Here is an 18,604-nt window from a genome sequence, read left to right on the forward strand (position 1 = left end):
GCTCCTTAGATGTCGAAAGCACTTGGCAGAACGACGACGTCGCGGATCGTCACGTTGCGGGGACGCGTCAGCATGAACATAATGGCATCGGCGACCTCCTTGGGCTCGATCAGGGCACCGGCTTCCTTGGCCTTGCGCAGGTTTTCCTCGGGCCAATCCGCCAGCAAGGCGCTGATGACCGGGCCTGGAGAAACCGAACCGACGCGGATACCGCTCTTCAGGAGCTGACGCCGCATGGTCTGGACGAAGCAGGTCATCGCCCATTTCGAAGGCGAATAAACGGGCTCCCAGGGAACCGGAGAATGCCCGGCGACCGAGCTTGTGACAATGATGTCGCCGGTCCCACGTTCGATCATATGCGGAGCGACCGTTCTGACATTCTTGATGACGACATTGACGTTGAGATTGAGCATCCGGTCTATGGCGTCGAGATTGGCCTCCACGAGGTCGCCGCCGATATAGGTGCCGGCGTTTGCATGGAGGATGTCGAGGTGATCGACCTTGGCGAGAATGCCGTCCAAGAGCGAAGCGCATTGCTCCGCATTCAGCAGGTCGACGGCAAGCGGAATGGCCCGGTCGCCAAGGCGTTCGCACACCGATCGCAACGCTCTCTCATCCCGGTCGACAAGAACGACCGTCGCTCCCGCCGCGATCATCGCTTCCGTCGACGCCAGCCCGATCCCCGACGCGGCGCCCGTCACCGCGGCTACCTTTCCCTTCAATTCGTCCATCTGCTCCTCCTTCAGTTAGCTAGCGATTGTTTCCCAGCGCCACACGCCGCTTGATAGTCCGCAAGACTGCGAAGGCTCGTCGTCTTCCAGCGAAAAGAAGCGGCTGCGAAACATATATGCTGCCTCGAATGGCCGGCTAGAACCCCGGCCTCCTTTCGAAGACGATTTCAACATTCGCGTTGAGTTCAAGCACGATTCCCCGTGGCTTGCCCATGCGGACCTTTGACACGCCCGCTGCAAATCCTGAGGGAGGACACCACCGGAACTAGGTAGTTTATATCCCCGTCGATCGCTTCCCCCCTTTGACGAAATCCGGTTCGTTTCCGACAGGTCATCGCATTTTCGTGTTGACTCTCGCTGCATTGGTAACTTCGATCGAGAGACAGGCAGGAGACGGCGAGAGGAAGTTCCGATGAGTTTCGAAGGCAAGAGGGTGATCGTCACCGGCGCAGGCAAGGGCATAGGCCGGGCGACGACGGAACTGCTCATAAGACGCGGCGCACAAGTCGTGGCATTGACCAGAAGCGCCGACGACGTCGCTTCCCTGCGTGGTGAGTTGGGTTGCCAAGCCATTCAGGTCGATCTCGCCGACGCCGACAAGACGCGAGAGGCTGCAATTGCCGCGCTTCCGGCGGATTATCTCGTCAACTGTGCAGGCACCACCGAACTGCAGTCGTTTCTCGACACGACGGTCGAAGCCTTCGATCGCCTGCACGCGGTCAACACGCGCGCTCCGATGATCGTGGCCCAGGAATTTGCACGGACCTTGATCGACAGGGGTCTTCCCGGCGCAATTGTCAACGTCTCCTCCATTGCCGCCTTTATCGGCGTACCGGATCACGCAGCCTATTGCGCCTCGAAAGGAGGCCTCGACGGCCTGACGCGCGTCATGGCCAGGGAACTGGCCCCGAAGGGCATTCGCGTCAACAGCGTAAATCCGGCGGTGACGATGACGCCGATGGCGGTCAAGGCCTGGAGCGACCCCGAAAAGGCCGGCCCGATGCGCGAACGTATCCCCGTCGGCCGGTTTGTAGAGCCGACGGAGGTTGCCGAGGTCATCCTGTTCCTGCTCTCCGACGCCGCCGCCATGGTGAACGGCATCTCCATGCCGGTCGACGGTGGCTATATGATTGCCTGAGATCACGCCGCGCCGATAGAGGAGCGCGATCTCGCCTATTTCGCTGCCGTATGGATTTCAGCGACATAACCGCCTGGAAATTCGACCATCGCCGCCTGACGCTTGTCGGAGGTGTAGGGGTCGGCGAAAACGGTCGCGCCATTGGCCTTGGCCTTGTCGAGCGTCGCCTTAAGGTCCGGAACCTCATAGCCCGTCGTTTCATGGCCATAAGGGAAAGGCAGATGTCCGTCCGTAACGAGTACCGTCATGTTGCCATAGACGGACTCGACGCGAATACGGCGAAATGTGTCGTTCGGACGGCCGATCTCGACGCCCGAGGCCTTCCTGTCGTCCGAGACCACCTTGCCCTTGGAGAAGGCGATAAAGGCCTTGACGAACTTGTCCGCGACGTCAGGCGAAACATAGATGCGGTTCTCCGGAACGGCCTCCAAAGGAGCATAGTTCGGCTTGGTCGTGTGCCAATAGAGCTGCATGTTGACGCCACCCGGCCATTGAATGACCGCATCACGGCCGATCGGATCCGGAAAGACGTCGACGACGACAGCGGCGCCTGCTGATCTGGCCGCGGCAACCGCTTGATCCATATCGGTGACCAGATAGCCAGTACGCTCGGCGCCGAACGGATAGGGGATCGGCGTCTTGAAGCCGAAGAGCGACACGGTTCCGACCGGCGTCTGCAGCAGCTGCGACGTTGTACTGCTCGGCGTCGGCGTGACGGTGGCGACCACCTGCTTCGTGCTGGTCCCGCCGAACGTACCCAGGAAACTGGCGGCGAAGGCGTCGACCTTGTCCGGATCGATATAGACGTGCGAGGTATCGTATTGCGCCCCGACGCCGACCTGCGGCTGGGCGGCGCGGGCAAATGCCGTGCCGGCAGGCGCCAGGCCAAGGGCGATGAGCAGTCCGATCGTGTAAGCGTTGCAAGATCGCATATACCGAGCCTCCATTGTTCTCGGCACATCCTGATCGAGAACAGGCCCGACCGCCAGACGGAAGTCACCTAGGAGACCAAGATATTCGGAAAAGATTTACCCTCTCGAAGCGTCCGGGCCTCACCGATCGCTTCTACTGGCTCCGCACTAGGCGGCCTCCTCGTAGATCAGGTTCGGCGCGACAATCCACTCCCCGTGTCTGAGCGACAGGACATCGAGCCTGCCTTCGCGGTCCCGGCGGGCGAGGCCGACGAAACGGTAGCGGCTACCGTTTCCATCGACCACTGCACTCGCAATCGGCCTGTCGTTGACATAGCCGATCACGGGACCTTCTTCGCGTGTCGCCGACAGGACGAAATATTCCTGCGGAATGTTTCTGCTCACCATCAGCCGCGGTCCTCGCGCTGCAAGGTCAGCCCGACGCTCGCCTCGATACCTTTCCGTGCGCTCGGGGCCTCGCGGCCCGCTTGCGCGGGAGAAGATTTCGAGCGGGGTCGTCTGCTCTTCTTGATCTCGACCACGAATGGCTTTCGCTGCGGCCGCATTATCGGTCCTTTCAACTTTTGATTTTTTTCAATTGAATATGCATTCGACCTGGCCGAGCGGCCCGAAATCCGCAGCCAGATGCTGGCCGGCGCAAACCTGAAGAATCGTGGTGCAGGAGCCCGTCGCAACGACATCGTTAGGCTCCAGCTGCCGGCCGTTTGCGGCGAGTGCCGCGGCGAGCCAAGCAACCGCATTCAACGGATTGCCCATGACCGACGATGAATTGCCGGAAAGCACGGTCTGCCGGAAGAGAAATGCCGTCACATCGATCCCGGCGAGATCATCGGCCTCGATATCTCCGGCATGCTCACCGCACAGCGTCGCGACGTGCAGACCGAAATCCGCAATCGCCGCATTCGCGCTGGCAGGCGCTTGCCGTATCCTGCGCCCGACGATGCCGATTGCCGGGCGGCAACTCATCACGGCATCGGCCACGCTGTGAAGCGTGATCTGCTCACCCTCGTCCGGAAACGACCTCAGCATGGTGAAGACCAGCTCGCATTGCGCACCGATGGTTCCAGGCGGCAGGCGGAAATTCTGAGCCCTTTTTTGCAGGGCAATGGCGGGGATCTCGGAATAGATCGGCTCCCGGAGACCTAGCATATGACGCGACGCCTCGCTCGTGCCCACAACCGCATAGCCCTTGCGTTCGAAGCCGAGCGCGTCCTGCGCCGTTGCCTGGATGTCATATGCCTCACGCTCCGAGGCGATCAGATCGAGCGGTAGATCACACAGCTCTTCCCGCCGGCGACACTTCGCCAGAAGTTCGGCTGTGGTATCCTTCAATTCGAAATACATCGTCGCGCTCCAATTTCGCCCGCTGGCTATCAAGCGAAGATGGCCCGACACGCATAACCATTCCATTCGGCGCAATGCTCGAAGAAATTAAAATCTTATAGTGATCGCTTTTTCGACGGGACGGACGGGGCTGCTGCCGCGTGACCCGAAAGGTGGGGTCCGGTGGGCGGCAAAGCGGCGCATGAGGGAGAGATCCTGGCACGGATCGTAGCGGCGCAGCTATTAAGCGTTCGGGCGTCATGAAATCAGTCGCCGGACAGATCGCCCGGCGCCGCCACGCCGAGCCGATCGTCGTCCCCCTTGACACGTGGCCGCTGTCGGTTTTCACCCCCATGCAAGAGGCCGCGCGCTCAAGGGATCGCGCATTCGCTCTCGAACCCGATAAAGGTTGACGCTAAGAAAAATCGGACAACCTGTCTGCGTCCATTTTTGAAAGTGGCAAAAATTGAACGGCCCGGAGACCCAAAGGCTGTTGATAGCGCACCAGGTCTTTTGCACGGCTTTCGCCTATGAAACGGCACCGGGGCCGGCGTCCTGCACCGCGCGAACCCTTGATGAAACATGATCGACGATGAGCAGCTTGTGCGCCTGAGCCATGGCATATTCCTGATAGAACCCAAGCGAGATCCATAGCGGCGAACGACCCCTGTGTCCGCTCCAGCCGATGCCGCCGACCACTTCGGCCGCCGACAGTTTAAAGAGCGATGTAGGCGAGGACGAGCCGTGTCAGCTCGGGTTCGCCGGTGTGAACCGACCAGAAATGATGGGCGAGAGCCGCCTGATAGAGCAACCAGCGCTGCTGCGTGGCAAGCAATGCCGCCAGTATCGGCGAGGCTTCGTGAACCGCTATGAAACTGCGCGCCAGTTGCTGCAACGCATCGGGAAACGCCTCCATCGAGATCAGGCAATCGACGTCGCGCCGCAAGGCAACCCCGTCACCGTGCATGGCGAAGGGCGACGCTGCTATTGAGAAGTCACACAGCCTGCACATCAGCGTCACTCTCGATACCACAACCGATTTTCGCCGCGTCCTCGCCCAACCGAATTGACGGACAGACCGATCCCCCAGTCTGCTGTCTACAGCTGGCGCAGAAGGCTACCGATGGTTCGACCGATCGTCTGCGTCCATCTTCGAACGGATCTAGGCCGCCTCGCCCGTCTGCTCAGCAGGCGCGCAGCGTCGAGAAAGGGAGGTCATGGCGTTTGGCGCAAGCAAGCGAAGCGGATAGGATGGTGGGAGTAATCGAATCATAAATTGGCGGTGTCGAGCAATGCGCGTTACTATTCTGGACGATTGGCACGATACGCTGCGCGGCCTCCCCTGCTTTGCCAAGCTGGACGGCCATGATGTTACGATCCACACCGACCATCTGCATGACACGGCCGCCCTTGCAGAGCGGCTGAGCGAAACCGAAGCCCTCGTCCTCTTCCGCGAGCGGACCGCAATCCGCCGCCCCCTGATCGAACGCCTGCCCAAATTGAAGCTGATCAGCCAACGCAGCGTCTATCCGCATATCGATGTCGATGCCTGTACCGAGCACGGCATCGTAGTCTCGTCCAATCAGCATGCAGACACGCCTTCCTATGCCGCAGCGGAGCTGACCTTTGCCCTCATGCTCGCCTCTGCACGCGCCATTCCGCAGCAAATGGCATCGATGCAGAGAGGCGGCTGGCAAATCGGGGTCGGAACGACGCTGCGTGGCAAAACGCTCGGCATCTACGGCTACGGCCGCATCAGCAGGGCCATGGCCGGCTATGCGACGGCATTCGGCATGAACGTGCTGGTCTGGTCACGCGAAACCTCGCGGGCGCAAGCGGCTGCCGATGGCTATGCAACCGCGCCCGACAAGGAAACGCTTTTCCGTGAAAGCGATTTCCTGACGCTGCACATGCGCCTCGTGCCGGCGACGCGCAATATCGTCACCGCCGCCGATCTCGCCTTGATGAAGCCGTCCGCGACGCTCATCAACACCAGCCGGGCGGGGCTGATCGAGCCTGGCGCGCTTGAGGCGGCCCTGCGCTCGGGAAGGCCGGGCTATGCGGCTGTCGATGTCTACGAGATCGAGCCGCTTCCGGATGGCAAGCACCCGCTGCTCGATATGCCGAATGTCGTCTGCACACCGCATATCGGCTATGTCACGCGAGAAGAATACGATCTTCAGTTCAGCGATATCTTCGACCAGATCACGTCGTTTGCCGCGGGACTTCCGATCAACGTCGTCAATCCGGGCGTATTGCCGAATACGACCAAGCCTTAACCCCCATGCAGCCGAGGCTGACGACACCGGCCGGCGCCGCCACCCAGCATTTCGACGACCTGAAACACGATTAAGGTCGCCGTGCCGGTAATCTTTAGGCATGATCGGCTGGAGATATCGCCGCCAATCCCTCACGACCCGATCTATGCTCTTCATTCCATTTCCGTTCGTCGTCACCATTTTACTTGTCGTTCTGTTTGCGACCGTCAGGACCCGCGACGATGAGGCACCGCCCAATCTTCCTTTTCAGGCGCTGATCCTTCTCAGCGCATTGCAGTCCGCGATGTCGGGGTTGCGATGGGGCTATGCCATTCAGCCTATCATGTACGTCATGCCGGTCGCGGCTGCGATGGCCCCGCCGCTTGCCTATCTCGGCGTTTCCAGGCTGGTGCGCAAAAGTTCGCTTTCTCCGATCCGGCAGATCTGCCTGCATGCGCTCCCGGCCGGGCTCATTATCGTGCTGGTCGCGGTGCGGCGCGACGCGATCGATCTCGCCATCATCCTCATCGATATCGGCTATGCCGCGGCAATTCTGCGTCTCATGCGGTCCGGCACGGACGCGCTTCGTCTCGCGCCGTTCGAAAATGCCGACACGACCTATCGGGCCATCCTCTTTGCCGCCGGCGCACTTCTTCTGTCGGCGGCGATGGATACTTTCATCTGGTTCGCCTTTGCCTGGGCCGGCGTTCAATATGCGTTGAAAATCATTACCTTCGGGAACCTCGCAGCCCTGGCCATCCTCGCCACCGCCGCCGCTGCGGCGAGCCGCAGCCATGCGCCGGCCGACAAGGTGGATGCCGTCCAGCCATTGGACACCCTTCAGGACGCACAGACGCTTGCTGCCGTGCAAGCACTGATGAAGGACAAGCATGCCTATCGCGATGTCGATCTCAATCTCGATCGGCTCGCGCGCAAGCTTGCTATTCCCGCCCGGCAGATTTCCGCCGCCATCAACCGAGCAACCGGCAAAAACGTCTCGCAATATGTCAACGAGTACCGGATCGCGGAAGCCTGTACGCTGCTGGCGGAAACGGAAAAGCCGGTAACCGAAATCATGTTCGATGTCGGCTTTCAGACCAAATCGAACTTCAATCGCGAATTCCGGCGTATCACGGATACGACGCCGCTCGAATGGCGCGACAGGTCGCGCAGGCTCTCAAGGCCCGCAGGCAGGTCGACGGCTGACTGAATCGCGATAAAGCACGATCCGGAACATGTTTGAGGTCTCCCCGTGCCGGCCGGATGGCAATGCTCCCAGACATGAGCACCATCACCGATCACGACCACAGACTTGCCGCAACGCTCACCTCCCTCTCGCTTGAGCGACAGCACGAAACACAGGCCCCGCCGCGCAAATCGGCGCGGCAGCCACTCCTTCCCATCATCTTGACGATGCTCGCCACCGCGGCCGCCTTGACCGCCGTTATTTATCGGCCAAGCATACTTCAGCCGTGGGAAACGGCTGCTCGCACGATGCCTGCCTCGCGGAATGAACCGCGCACGATGGAAGCCTCACAGTCGGGTGAAGGTACCAACGCGCAGGACGCCAGGAAAAACGCGCCCCGCAGGCAGTCAATGGCGGCCGGTGAGATAACCGGTTCCGGCACGGTCGTTGCGCCACGAACCACGACGGTCTTCTCCAAATACGAGGCCAGAATCACCGGCGTCACGGTCGAATTGGGCGATCGCGTCGCCGCGGGTGAGGTTCTGGTGACGCTCGACGACGCCGTCACCCACATCGCCCTGGAACAGGCCAAGGCGGCGAGAGCAGCAGCCGAGCTTGCGCTTACAGCTCGCGACATTGATCTCAAGCAGGCGCGAGCCTCGCTGGATCGCCTTGAAAGCCTCGCGAGCCGCGACGCTGCCTCTAGGCAGCAGCTGGAAGAATCGAGAACGGCCTTTGCCCGCGCATCCAATGCCGTCTCGCAGGCCCGGCAGGATCTTGCGACGGCCGAACTCGGCATTCGCTCTGCCGAAGAGCCCCTGGCGGAACTGACGATCCGCGCGCCCTTCGCCGGCACGGTGACGCAGATCAACGCCCATGTCGGCGACACGGTCCTCGCCCGTGCCGACAGCGTGCGCGAAAACCAGAGCCTGCTTGTCATAACCGATACAGCCAACCTGGTGATCGACGCCGACGTGGCGGAAACCAACATCGCATCCCTCAGACCGGGCTTGCGAGGCGAGGCCGTACTGGACGGATTTCCAAACCGCGCCTTTGCCGTCGAAGTGGTGCGGCTCGCGCCCATAGCCTCGATCGAAAAAGGCACGATCACGGTCCGCCTTGCCCTCATCGATCCGCCCGAAGGCATTCGACCAAACATGGCCGCACGCATCCGTATCCCCCTTGCCGACATGATCAGCCAGAACGGAGACAGCACGCCATGACCCATGCCGCCCATATCGAACTCAAAGAGGTGAGAAAGGCCTACCGTATCGGCAGTGAGGCCATCTCCATCTTCTCGGATCTGGATCTCACCATTCCACAAGGCGACTTCGTCGCAATCATGGGGCCGTCAGGATCGGGGAAATCGACGCTCCTCAACATGCTGGCCGGCATCGACCGGCCGGATGCCGGCAGTCTCACCATTGGCGATCATCGCCTGGACTGGATGGGTGAGGCGGCGCTTGCCTCATGGCGAGCTCACAATGTCGGCATCGTCTTCCAATTCTACAATCTTCTGCCGATGCTGACCGCGGCCGAGAATGTCGAGCTGCCACTTCTCCTGAAGCCGCTCAGCAAGAAGGAGCGACGTGAACGGGTCGACAAGGTTCTCGATCTCGTCGGGCTTGCCGGCAGGGAAAGGCAATATCCCTCGTCCATGTCCGGTGGACAGCAGCAACGCATCGGCATCGCTCGTGCCATCGTCTCCGATCCCAGCCTGCTGCTTTGCGACGAGCCGACCGGCGATCTCGACAGGGCATCCGCCGACGATGTGCTGCAGATGCTCACCTTCCTCAACCGCGAACTGGGAAAGACCATCGTCATGGTGACCCACGATCCACGGGCAGCAGGCTCGGCCCGCAGGACGCTTTATCTCGACAAGGGCCAGTTCATCGAAGCGGAGAAGGCAGCCTGATGACCTTCCTCGACCTAGCCCGAAAGAATGCCTGGCGAAAGCCGCTGCGCGCGGTTCTCCTTATCGTCTGTATCGCCGTCGCCTTTCTGATCTATGGGCTGACGGCCAGTTTCCTTGCAGGTTCGCAGGGCGCGTCGGCCGCCAGCGACAGTATTCTCGGCGTCATGAGTGCGGGCGGCCGCGGACAGGCATTGCCGATGGCCTACCGTGCTCGCCTGGAGGCCGATCCCAATATCGCGGCGGTCGGCTACATGGCGCGCCTACGCGGCTTCATGAATGTCGAAAAGAATGTCGTCCCCATCAGCGCCGGCGATCCGGCAGCGCTTATGGAAACGAGTGGCCAGGAGCTCGGCCTTACCGCCGATCTGCTTGCCGCCATTAATCAGGGTCGTGATCGGGTGCTGGTCGGACGGGCGCTGGCCGAGGCGCAAGGCTGGTCCGTCGGCCAGCACATCGCCGTCACCGCCTTCCAGATGGCAAAGCAGGACGGCAGCCGCGACTGGCGCTTCGAGGTCGCCGGAATCTTCGACGGCGAAAACGCAAGCACGGACACCTACTTCGCCATAGCACGCTACGATTACGTCAATGCGGCGCGCGCAAGGGACAGAGATACAGTCGATGTATTCATCGTCCGGCCGCGTGAAGGCGTTTCACCGGGAGTCTTGGCAGCCCACATCGACGCACTGTTCGCCAACTCCGCAGCGCCGACCCGCACGCAATCAGAAAAGCAGTTTCTCGAAGCCTTCCTGCGCCAATATGCCGATATCGGCCTCATCGTCGATCTGGTCACGGGCGCTGCCTTCGTCACATTGCTGATGATCGTCGTCAACACCATGGTCTTTGCCGTGCGCGAGCGGACCTTTGAAATCGCCGTGCTGAAAACGCTCGGCCTCTCGCGCATGACGATCATGACCCTCGTCCTCGGCGAGACGTTGCTAATCTTCACGATTGGCGGAACCGTCGGCCTGTCCTTGGCGAAGGCAGGAACGATACTTGCCGGCCCGTCGCTCGGGCTCGTCTTCTCACCGACCGTGCTGATCCACGCAACGGCCATTGTACTTGCCCTTGGTCTTGCGACAGGCATCCTGCCGGCGCTGAATGCCATGCGAACTCCCATTATGACAGCTTTCCGAACGAGGTGACCGACATGTCCATCCAAATCAGGCAGATCATCGTCGCAACCAGAACCACGCTCGGCAGTATAAAGCGGCGCAAGGCTATTTCGGTCTCGATGGCACTCTCGGTATCGCTCGTCGTCATGGTGCTTACAGGTTTCCTTGCCATGGCGGACGGTTTCGAGAAGGCCTTGAGCGGGACCGGTTCGCCGCTGGTCGCCGTCATCCTCGGAGGTGGCACGAACCGGGAAACCGGCTCGGATGTCCCCGCCGATGCGATCCGCAGCCTCAAGGCAAGCGCTGACAATATCGGTGCGCTTCGCAATGTGTCAGGAGACCTTGTCGCATCCCGCGAGCTGGTGGTCCCGGTCGATGTCTTCGGCACAGGGGACAAGACTTCCAGGACTTTGGCCCTGCGCGGCATGGACGCAAGCGGCCTCTCGATCCGGGACGGCATTACCCTCTTCGAGGGAAGGCTGTTTGCGCCCGGCGCCAGAGAAATCGTCGTCGGCGCGAGCATTGTCCGCGACTATCCCGGCTTCGGTATCGGCGCCAAGGTGCGGTTGGGCGCTGTCGACTGGACGGTCGTCGGACATTTCGCCGCCAATGGCAGCGCGTTCGAGTCCGAAATCTGGAGCGACATCGACGCGGTGCGTGCCGCCTTCGACCGACAGGGAGAGGTGCAAAGCCTGCGGTTGCGGCTCATCGAGCAACCTTCCCTTGCCACGTTGAACGCGAAGCTGGCGACGATGACCGGGATACCGCTGACCGCCGTATCCGAGGCCACGCTCTATGCGGCACAGGCCGGACGCACCTCCGATCTCATCCGCCTGTTCGGATGGCCGATCGCCTTGCTGATGGCGATCGGAGCAACCGCCGGCGCGCTCAATACGATGATGAGTTCGATTTCGGACAGAACGGTCGAGATCGCGACCTTGCGGGCACTGGGCTTCAGCCGCCTGTCCGCCTTTCTGGCAACCTGGCTCGAAGCAAGCTTGTTGGCTGCAGCCGGCACCGGCATCGGCGTATTGGCGTCGCGGCTCGTCTTCGACGGATGGCAAGCCAGCACCATCGGGGCCAATGATACCAGCATGGCCTTTCAGCTTACTCTGAGCTTCGATGCCATGCTGACCGGTGGCCTGCTCGGCCTTGCAATCGGGCTTGTCGGCGGCGCGCTTCCCGCCTTGGCCGCTAGCCGGCTGCCGTTGATTGCTGCACTGAGAGCCCGTGGATAGGCTGACGACCCGGCACTGCGACCGTCTCCAAACTGTCGCCTGCACTCCAGCTGCTCATGCCTTTAACCAGTTTTTAATCATCAAGTTGAAGCGCCAGCCATCCTCGGATAAAGGAGGGATATCGCCCCCTCCGTCATCCCGTGGATAGCAAATTGACAATGGAAAATTTGCTTCAACTGCTGAGATTGATGGAGGAGTATACCGATCGCATCTTTCCCGTCGCAGCGCTGTTGCTCGCCGCAGAGATCTTCTTTCCGAAGTCTCGGTATAGCTACATATCGAAGCTTCGCGGCGCTATCTTCTGCGTGGCGAACATCCTGATAACCAAGGCAAGCCTGACGCTCTTCTACTGGCTTTGGGCCGGTATCGGCATCAAACCGCTGTTCGAGATCGACCTGACGTTCCTCACGAGGTTCTCGAATGCCTGGCCACTGCACGCGCTGGGTGCCATCGCTGCTTCCTTTCTCGTTTTGCAGGTCAGCGAGTTCTTCTACTATTGGTTTCACAGACTGCAGCATAGCAGCAGGTTCTTCTGGCGCTTCCATGCCGAGCATCATTCGCTCGAGGAAATGAGCGCCTTCAACAGCAACCACCATTTCAGCGAAGAGATCTTCAGGATTCCCTTCCTGATCATTCCTGTCTCGCTGCTCTTCGATTTCAAGCAAGATTATGTTCCCTGGATCTGGGTGTTCTTCGTTCGCTGGCAAGGCTATTTCGAGCATAGCTCGACGCGCCTCAACCTGGGCTGGGTAAGGTATATCTTTCCCGACAATCGTTTTCACCGCATTCACCATTCGATCGAGCGACGGCACTTCAACAAGAACTTCGGCAGTGGCTCGGCGATCTGGGACATTCTCTTCGGAACCGCCTATTATCCGGGGGCGAAGGAGTGGCCCGATGTCGGTCTGCCGAATATTCGCGAACCCCGGAATTTGACCGAATTTCTCGTTCGGCCTTTCCGGCGCGGCAAGCCTGGCTAGAGGGCCGATCATTCCAGCTGTCGGCTGCATTCATAGTCTCCGTCCCGGGACCAAATAAAAGCGGGGCTTCGTTAGAATTTTAGCTAAACCTAAAAGCGGTCATCAAGACCACAACTCTACTATGGGTGTGTCTGGCCGAACCGACGTTCGGCGGCACTATGACAGTGCCAAGGCACCCTCACCCGGTTTCAGCCTCCAGACGGCTGCACTTTTGAACAGGGAGCCCCTCGAAGGGGACGAAGTGCTCAATGCCTCTGTCAGCTTTTCTTCGCCGCCGCGCGGCGATGGCAGTCCGCGTGCATGACACGCTATGCACATTCATCGACGGGACGATCGTCGCGAGGGCGGACAACTGGCGCCCGCTCAGCAACAGCGATGACAAGCGCCGCACGCTGGGCCATACGTCATACCGGGGTGAACTGGTGCCGGTTTATGATCTGGCGGTAAGAATGGGCGACAAGCCCTCGACGAGCTGTGAGATCGCAATCGTCAAGATGGCCGGCGGCTACGTCGCATTTCTGATCGATGAATTCATCGGCAGCACGTCGGCCGCGAGCGAGGCCATCCGCCTCTCGCAACTCGACATTTTTGGCCGCGAGCGCGTGGCTGCCTAACGTCGCTCTTCCGACGCCAATGGAAAGTAGCCGATCAACCGCCCACGGCGCCCGAGCGATCCATCTAGCCGGCCTTGGATAGGCCAGCGCGATCCAATATCTGCGTGATGACGCCGCCTCCCATGATGGCGGCGCGATCGCACATATGGCCGACGACGCCCGGATCATGGCTGACGAGCACGAAGGTCATCCCGTGCGCCGCCTTCAGATCGTTGAGGAGATTGAGAATTCCTGCCTGAACCGAGACATCGAGCGCCGAGGTCGGTTCGTCGAGCAGCAACAGGTTCGGGCGCAACAGCAGCGCCCGCGCGATCGCCACACGCTGGCGCTGGCCGCCGGACAGCTGATGCGGATAGCGCTGGCTCGCCGCCGCAGGCAGGCCGACCTGATCGAGAGCTGTCCGCACCTGTGCCGCGATATCCCCGGCACCTCGCAACGCCAGGGGCTCGCCGAGAATCCGCGCGATCGTGTGACGCGGATGCAGAGAGGAATAGGGGTCCTGGAACACCATCTGAATATTGTCGCGCAAGGGGCCTGAAATCTTCTTGCCCGGCTGCAGCGGATCGTTGAAGACGGAGATCGCTCCTTGCCAATGGATATTCAGCCCGGCGATGGCACGCAGAACCGTCGTCTTGCCGCAACCGGATGGCCCGATGAGACCAAAGGTTTCGCCGCGCGCCACATCGAAGCTGACACCACGCACGGCCGTAAACGCCTTCCTCGCACCGGAAAAGGTGATGGAAAGATCGGATATCGAGAGCGCGTTCATGCTCCGGCTCCATAGACAGGCAGTCGGGTGCCATAGGTTTCAGCCGACGGCCGCGCCGCCCACAACGCGCGCGTATAGGCGGATTGGGCGTTAGCAAGATCGGCAGACGCCAGCTCTTCGTCGATCCGGCCGCCGCGCATGACGATCACGCGATCGGCAAATTGCGACACCTGCTGCAGATCGTGGCTGATCAGCAGCAGGCCCATGCCGAACTCCTCGGTCAGCGAGCGCAACAACGTCAAAATCTGGTTCTGAAGCTCACGGTCGAGCGCGGAGGTCGGCTCGTCGGCAATCAGCAGCTTCGGCCGGTTGATCAGCATCGCCGCGATCATCACGCGCTGCCCCATGCCACCAGACAATGCTGCCGGATAGCTCGAATAGATCCGCTTCGGATCGGGAAGGCCGACCGTATGAAGCATGTCGAGCGCCCGCTCGCGCCGCTCCGCCGCCGAAAGACGCGTGTGGAGCACCAAGGTCTCCTCGACCTGCCGTCCGACCTTATGCGCGGGATTGAGCGAATATTTCGGGTCCTGAAGGACGAGGCCGATCCCCTTGCCACGCAGAGCATTCCAGCCGGAAGGCGCCAAGGAGAGCAGATCCTGTCCCTCGAAAGACAGCCGCGTGGCTCGAACCTCGGCGTGGCGCGGCAGCAGCCCCATGATCGCTCGTCCCGTCATCGATTTTCCGAAGCCGGATTCACCGACGAGCGCGACAATCTCGCGACCGACCGAAAACCCGATGCCGTCGACGACGGGCACTATGCCAGCATCGGTGGGAAAGGAAACCGATAGATCCTGAACGGAAAGCAACGGTTCAGCCATGACGCGGGTCCAGTATATCGCGCAAGCCGTCCGCCAGGAGGTTGAAGGCAAGCGAGGTGACGAGAATGGCAAGACCGGGCACGGCCGCCACCCACCATTGGTCGAAGATGACCTGTGTGCCTTCCGAAACCATCGCCCCCCATTCGGCGGTCGGCGGACGAACGCCAAGGCCGAGGAAGCCAAGCCCTGCGGCCGCCAGGATGATGCCGGAGAGATCGAGAGCCAGCCTTATGATTGCCGATGGCAATACCAGGGGGAGCACATGCCCGTAAAGCAGCCGGATACCCCTGATGCCGACCATTTCGGCGGCGGCCAGATAGTCGCTCCGGCGAAGCGCTGCTGTTTCCACGCGCGCCTGCCGCGCATAGGCAGGCCAGCTCGTGAGAGACAGCGCCAGCGCACCATTGACCAGTCCCGGCCCCATGATCGCGACGAAGGCGAAGGCAAGCAAAAGCCGCGGAAAGGACATGACCACGTCGGTAATGCGCATCAGGATGCGCTCGACGATGCCGCCGAAGAAACCGGCGAGAATGCCGACGACGATACCGAGCGGCGCCATGAGGAGAACAACGAACAGCAACAACAGCAGGGTCGGGCGGGCGCCGTAGATCATGCGGGACAGAAGATCGCGCCCAAACCCGTCGGTACCGAGCCAGTGAGCCGCACTCGGCGGCATCAGCCGATTGGCTGTCTCCTGCAGATTGGGATCATAGGGCGCGATCCACGGCGCGAGCAGCGCCACGGCAAGAATGAAGAGGACAATGATGCCGCCGGCGGCTGCAGAGGGAGAACGCAGGAGACGTCGCAGGAACGACGGCCCGTCGAGCGGATGCTGGACAATCGTACTCACCGCTTCCTCCCTGCCTCAAGCCGCGCAACACCGAGATCGGTCAGCGCATTCAGGAGAACGAAGGACGCGCCGACGACGAGGGTCGCGCCGAGGATCGCCGGCATGTCGCCGGCAAACATTGCCGTCGTCAGATAGCGGCCGATGCCGGGCCAGGCGAACACGGTTTCGGTCAGCACAGCGCCTTCCAGCAGGCTGGCATAGGAAAGAGCAATTACGATCAGAAGCGTCCCGGAGATATTCGGCATGACATGCTTAAAGACGATACGGAAAAGACCCGCCCCCTTGGCACGTGCAGTCGTCACATATTCCTGACCGAGCTCCGTCAGGATCGCCGCTCGTGTGAGCCGCGAAATTGCGGCAAGCGCGTGAAAGGCGAGCAATGTTGCCGGCAGCGCCAGATGCGCCAGCGCGTCGCGAAAAGCGCCCGGTTTTCCGGAGAGCCATGTATCGATCAGCGCAAAACCGGTCACAGGCTTCACCGTATATTGGAAGACGACATCGGCGCGGCCCGGCCCTGGAGCCCAGTGCAGCCGAGCGTAGAAGAAAAGCAGCATCAGCAGTCCGAGCCAGAAGATCGGCACGGAATAGCCAAAGAGCGAGATTATCCGCGCCAGGGCGTCAATCCAGGTTCCCTGCCGCATGGCCGCGACTATGCCGAGCGCCACGCCGATGACGGCACCCAGGATGATCGCCGCTGTCGCAAGCTCGATCGTCGCCGGAAAGGTCCGAGCAATGTCCCTGGCGACCGGTTGGCCGGTCGAGGTCGATTGACCAAAATTTCCTGATGCGGCGGTCTCGATGTAGCGGATAAATTGTATCGGCAGCGGTTGATCGAGCCCCAGTTCGGCTCGTGCCTGGTCATAGGTCGACTGGCTGGCATGGTCGCCGACCATCTGCAAAGCCGGATCGATCGGCGACAGCCGCGTCAGCGCAAACGTCACCAGCGCAAGGCCGAAGAGCGTCAGCACGAAGGACCAGGCCCATGAAAGGAAAGACCGTACGAAAGACAACTCCCGCCAGGTTTTCATCTGGCGGGAGTTGGTCATGTCGGCATCGGATTGGGTTGCCGCTTGCGGCACTTACTTTTCCACCCTGTCGTAATAGACCTGGTCTGCGTTCAGGCCTTGAACATAGTTCTTCACCTTGTCGCCTAGCACGACCTGATCGTTGCCTTGAAGCATAAAGATGAAGGGAGAGCTTGCCTGGATCTTCTTCTGCAGATCCTGGTAGAACGCGACACGCTTGGCGGCATCCTGCTCCTTGACGGCGGAAAGCGTCTCGTCCGTCAATTCGGGGATTACCCAGCCAGCATATTTCGCAGCCGTGTTGGTCGAATTGTCCTTGTTGATGGCAAAGGCGCTGGCATTGGAGTGCGGATCGAAATAATCCGGAATCCAGTAACGCAGCGTCATCTCGAACTTGCCGGAACGGCCACGGGCATAGATGTCGCTCGCGACACCCGGCTGGATATCGAGCGTGATGCCGGCCTGCGCGAAGGTCGACTGCAGCGACTGCGCGATCGACAGGAACGGCTGGTCGTTGAAGACGATGAATTCGACCTTGAAGGGCGTCTTGATGCCGGCATCGGCCAGGACCTTCTTCGCCTTCTCGACATCGAGCTTAAACGGCGTATCCGTCAATGCGCCGGGGAAGCCGACGGGCAGAAACGCCTGATGCACCGTGCTCTGGCCGCGAAGCAGGTTCTTGGCGATGCCGTCGTAATCGACGAGGTAGCGAGCAGCTTCCCAGAAGGCGGGATTGCCGAGCGTCGGATTTGCCTTGGTGTTGAGGAGAATATAGTCGGTGCGCGCTGACGGCACAGAAAGAACCTTGACGCCGCTCTTGGTCTTAAGCGCCTCGATCTGGTCGGCGGAAAGGCCGCGAGCGATGTCCGCATCCCCCTGCTCGACCAGCAGACGGCGCGCGCCGACATCCGGGACGTTGCGGATGATGACACTGTCGAGCTTCGGCTTGTCGGTGGAGTTGGCGTTCGCCTGCAGCACCAGCGCCTCGTGCGGCGTGTAGGTCGCGATCGTGTAGGAGCCGCTGCCGGCAGAATTCGTCTTCAGCCAGGCATTGCCGAAATCGCCATCCTTTGTCTGTGGCCCGACCGTCCTTTCATCGACGATCGAGGCGATCGGCGCCGTCAGCAGGGACAGGGCGAAACCCGAGCCGACATCGGCGGGCCAGGTCAGCTTCACATGCTTGTCGTCCACCTTGGTAATGGCGGCATCGACATTGTCAGCCTTCCAGCCCAGTTCGTTGAGAATGAACGCAGGCGACTTGTTCAGCTTGACGGCGCGGGTCAGCGAAAAGATCACGTCTTCGGGGCGAACCGGATTGCCGGAGGAAAACTTGGCATCGGCAAGTTCGAAGGTCAGGCTGCGGCCATCGCCGCCGGCCGCCCAGGACGCGGCAAGCGCCGGCTCGATCTTGGTGCCGTCTTCGCGGTTCGACTGGACTAGGCGCTGATAGAGATTGTTGAAGGACTGGACCGTCGTCAGCTCGAAGCCTTCGGCCGGATCGAAGCTGACGGCATCGTCGATCGACTGGGCAACAACGAGCACGTTCGGCGGCGTTTCTGCCTGCGCAGCCGATGTGCCCAACAGGAGCGCCAGGCCAAGGGCCGTTCCGAGCAGCTTCGTACGGGAAGCAATAATTGACATGGGGTGAACTCCCTTAAATATTTTTGCTTTATAGCATTCTATCTATTCGCCGTGCCCATTCGGGTCCAACT

At 60.9% G+C, this 18,604-nt stretch carries 19 protein-coding genes; 9 read left to right on the top strand and 10 right to left on the bottom strand.

Annotated features, from left to right (window positions below; all coding sequences use genetic code 11):
• Positions 1-5 precede the first annotated feature (5 nt).
• Positions 6-731, bottom strand: coding sequence for an SDR family oxidoreductase (locus BJ928_RS15545; protein ID WP_047630394.1), 726 nt, complete (start codon positions 729-731; stop codon positions 6-8).
• Between the two features lie 412 nt (positions 732-1,143).
• Here BJ928_RS15545 and BJ928_RS15550 point away from each other — a divergent pair, with 412 nt between their 5' ends.
• Positions 1,144-1,869 (top strand): SDR family oxidoreductase, encoded by a 726-nt coding sequence (locus tag BJ928_RS15550; RefSeq protein ID WP_047630395.1) that lies wholly within the window; start codon positions 1,144-1,146, stop codon positions 1,867-1,869.
• 35 nt (positions 1,870-1,904) lie between these two features.
• Here BJ928_RS15550 and BJ928_RS15555 read toward each other — a convergent pair whose 3' ends face one another.
• The 4 genes from BJ928_RS15555 to BJ928_RS15575 form a co-directional block, all read right to left on the bottom strand.
• Positions 1,905-2,801 carry a glyoxalase gene (locus BJ928_RS15555; RefSeq protein ID WP_047630396.1) on the bottom strand — a complete coding sequence of 299 codons (897 nt, stop codon included), beginning with the start codon at positions 2,799-2,801 and terminating at the stop codon, positions 1,905-1,907.
• A 147-nt stretch (positions 2,802-2,948) separates the two neighbouring features.
• On the bottom strand, positions 2,949-3,188 hold the full coding sequence (locus BJ928_RS15560; protein ID WP_047630397.1) for a hypothetical protein: 240 nt from the start codon (positions 3,186-3,188) through the stop codon (positions 2,949-2,951).
• A gap of 186 nt (positions 3,189-3,374) precedes the next feature.
• On the bottom strand, positions 3,375-4,145 hold the full coding sequence (locus BJ928_RS15565; RefSeq protein WP_047630398.1) for a hydratase: 771 nt from the start codon (positions 4,143-4,145) through the stop codon (positions 3,375-3,377).
• A 694-nt stretch (positions 4,146-4,839) separates the two neighbouring features.
• Complete coding sequence (locus BJ928_RS15575) at positions 4,840-5,136, bottom strand: hypothetical protein (protein ID WP_156151434.1); 297 nt, start codon at positions 5,134-5,136, stop codon at positions 4,840-4,842.
• 280 nt (positions 5,137-5,416) lie between these two features.
• On the opposite strand from BJ928_RS15575, the gene BJ928_RS15580 reads away from it, so the two are divergent.
• The 8 genes from BJ928_RS15580 to BJ928_RS15615 all read left to right on the top strand — a co-directional run bounded on the left by BJ928_RS15580 (position 5,417) and on the right by BJ928_RS15615 (position 13,427).
• The gene (locus BJ928_RS15580; protein ID WP_047630400.1) at positions 5,417-6,403 is read left to right on the top strand and encodes a D-2-hydroxyacid dehydrogenase family protein; all 987 of its coding nucleotides are present in this window, start codon (positions 5,417-5,419) and stop codon (positions 6,401-6,403) included.
• Positions 6,404-6,548: 145 nt separating this feature from the next.
• Positions 6,549-7,592, top strand: coding sequence for an AraC family transcriptional regulator (locus tag BJ928_RS15585; protein WP_047630401.1), 1,044 nt, complete (start codon positions 6,549-6,551; stop codon positions 7,590-7,592).
• A 71-nt stretch (positions 7,593-7,663) separates the two neighbouring features.
• The gene (locus BJ928_RS15590; protein WP_047630523.1) at positions 7,664-8,791 is read left to right on the top strand and encodes an efflux RND transporter periplasmic adaptor subunit; all 1,128 of its coding nucleotides are present in this window, start codon (positions 7,664-7,666) and stop codon (positions 8,789-8,791) included.
• Positions 8,788-9,483 (top strand): ABC transporter ATP-binding protein, encoded by a 696-nt coding sequence (locus BJ928_RS15595; protein ID WP_047630402.1) that lies wholly within the window; start codon positions 8,788-8,790, stop codon positions 9,481-9,483. Before BJ928_RS15590 ends, BJ928_RS15595 begins: the two co-directional genes overlap by 4 nt.
• Positions 9,483-10,625, top strand: coding sequence for an ABC transporter permease (locus BJ928_RS15600; RefSeq protein ID WP_047630403.1), 1,143 nt, complete (start codon positions 9,483-9,485; stop codon positions 10,623-10,625). The genes BJ928_RS15595 and BJ928_RS15600 overlap by 1 nt, the downstream gene beginning before the upstream one ends.
• 5 nt (positions 10,626-10,630) lie before the next feature.
• On the top strand, positions 10,631-11,833 hold the full coding sequence (locus BJ928_RS15605) for an FtsX-like permease family protein (protein WP_047630404.1): 1,203 nt from the start codon (positions 10,631-10,633) through the stop codon (positions 11,831-11,833).
• A 158-nt stretch (positions 11,834-11,991) separates the two neighbouring features.
• Positions 11,992-12,813, top strand: coding sequence for a sterol desaturase family protein (locus BJ928_RS15610; protein WP_047630405.1), 822 nt, complete (start codon positions 11,992-11,994; stop codon positions 12,811-12,813).
• A 248-nt stretch (positions 12,814-13,061) separates the two neighbouring features.
• Entirely contained in the window at positions 13,062-13,427 is a 366-nt protein-coding gene (locus BJ928_RS15615; RefSeq protein WP_047630406.1) for a chemotaxis protein CheW, read from the top strand.
• A 64-nt stretch (positions 13,428-13,491) separates the two neighbouring features.
• Here the strand turns inward: BJ928_RS15615 and BJ928_RS15620 are convergent, their stop codons facing one another.
• From BJ928_RS15620 to BJ928_RS15640, 5 genes are read right to left on the bottom strand one after another with little or no spacing between them, the layout of a single operon-like run.
• Entirely contained in the window at positions 13,492-14,196 is a 705-nt protein-coding gene (locus tag BJ928_RS15620) for an ABC transporter ATP-binding protein (RefSeq protein ID WP_047630407.1), read from the bottom strand.
• A complete protein-coding gene (locus BJ928_RS15625) occupies positions 14,193-15,017 on the bottom strand; it encodes an ABC transporter ATP-binding protein (protein ID WP_047630408.1) in 825 nt (274 codons plus the stop codon). Before BJ928_RS15625 ends, BJ928_RS15620 begins: the two co-directional genes overlap by 4 nt.
• Positions 15,010-15,867, bottom strand: coding sequence for an ABC transporter permease (locus tag BJ928_RS15630; RefSeq protein ID WP_052227570.1), 858 nt, complete (start codon positions 15,865-15,867; stop codon positions 15,010-15,012). Before BJ928_RS15630 ends, BJ928_RS15625 begins: the two co-directional genes overlap by 8 nt.
• Entirely contained in the window at positions 15,864-16,946 is a 1,083-nt protein-coding gene (locus BJ928_RS15635) for an ABC transporter permease (protein ID WP_047630409.1), read from the bottom strand. Before BJ928_RS15635 ends, BJ928_RS15630 begins: the two co-directional genes overlap by 4 nt.
• Positions 16,947-18,533 carry an ABC transporter substrate-binding protein gene (locus BJ928_RS15640; protein ID WP_047630410.1) on the bottom strand — a complete coding sequence of 529 codons (1,587 nt, stop codon included), beginning with the start codon at positions 18,531-18,533 and terminating at the stop codon, positions 16,947-16,949.
• Positions 18,534-18,604 lie beyond the last annotated feature (71 nt).

This window comes from Rhizobium sp. WW_1 (assembly GCF_003610155.1).
Taxonomy (GTDB): Bacteria; Pseudomonadota; Alphaproteobacteria; order Rhizobiales; family Rhizobiaceae; genus Rhizobium; species Rhizobium tropici_A.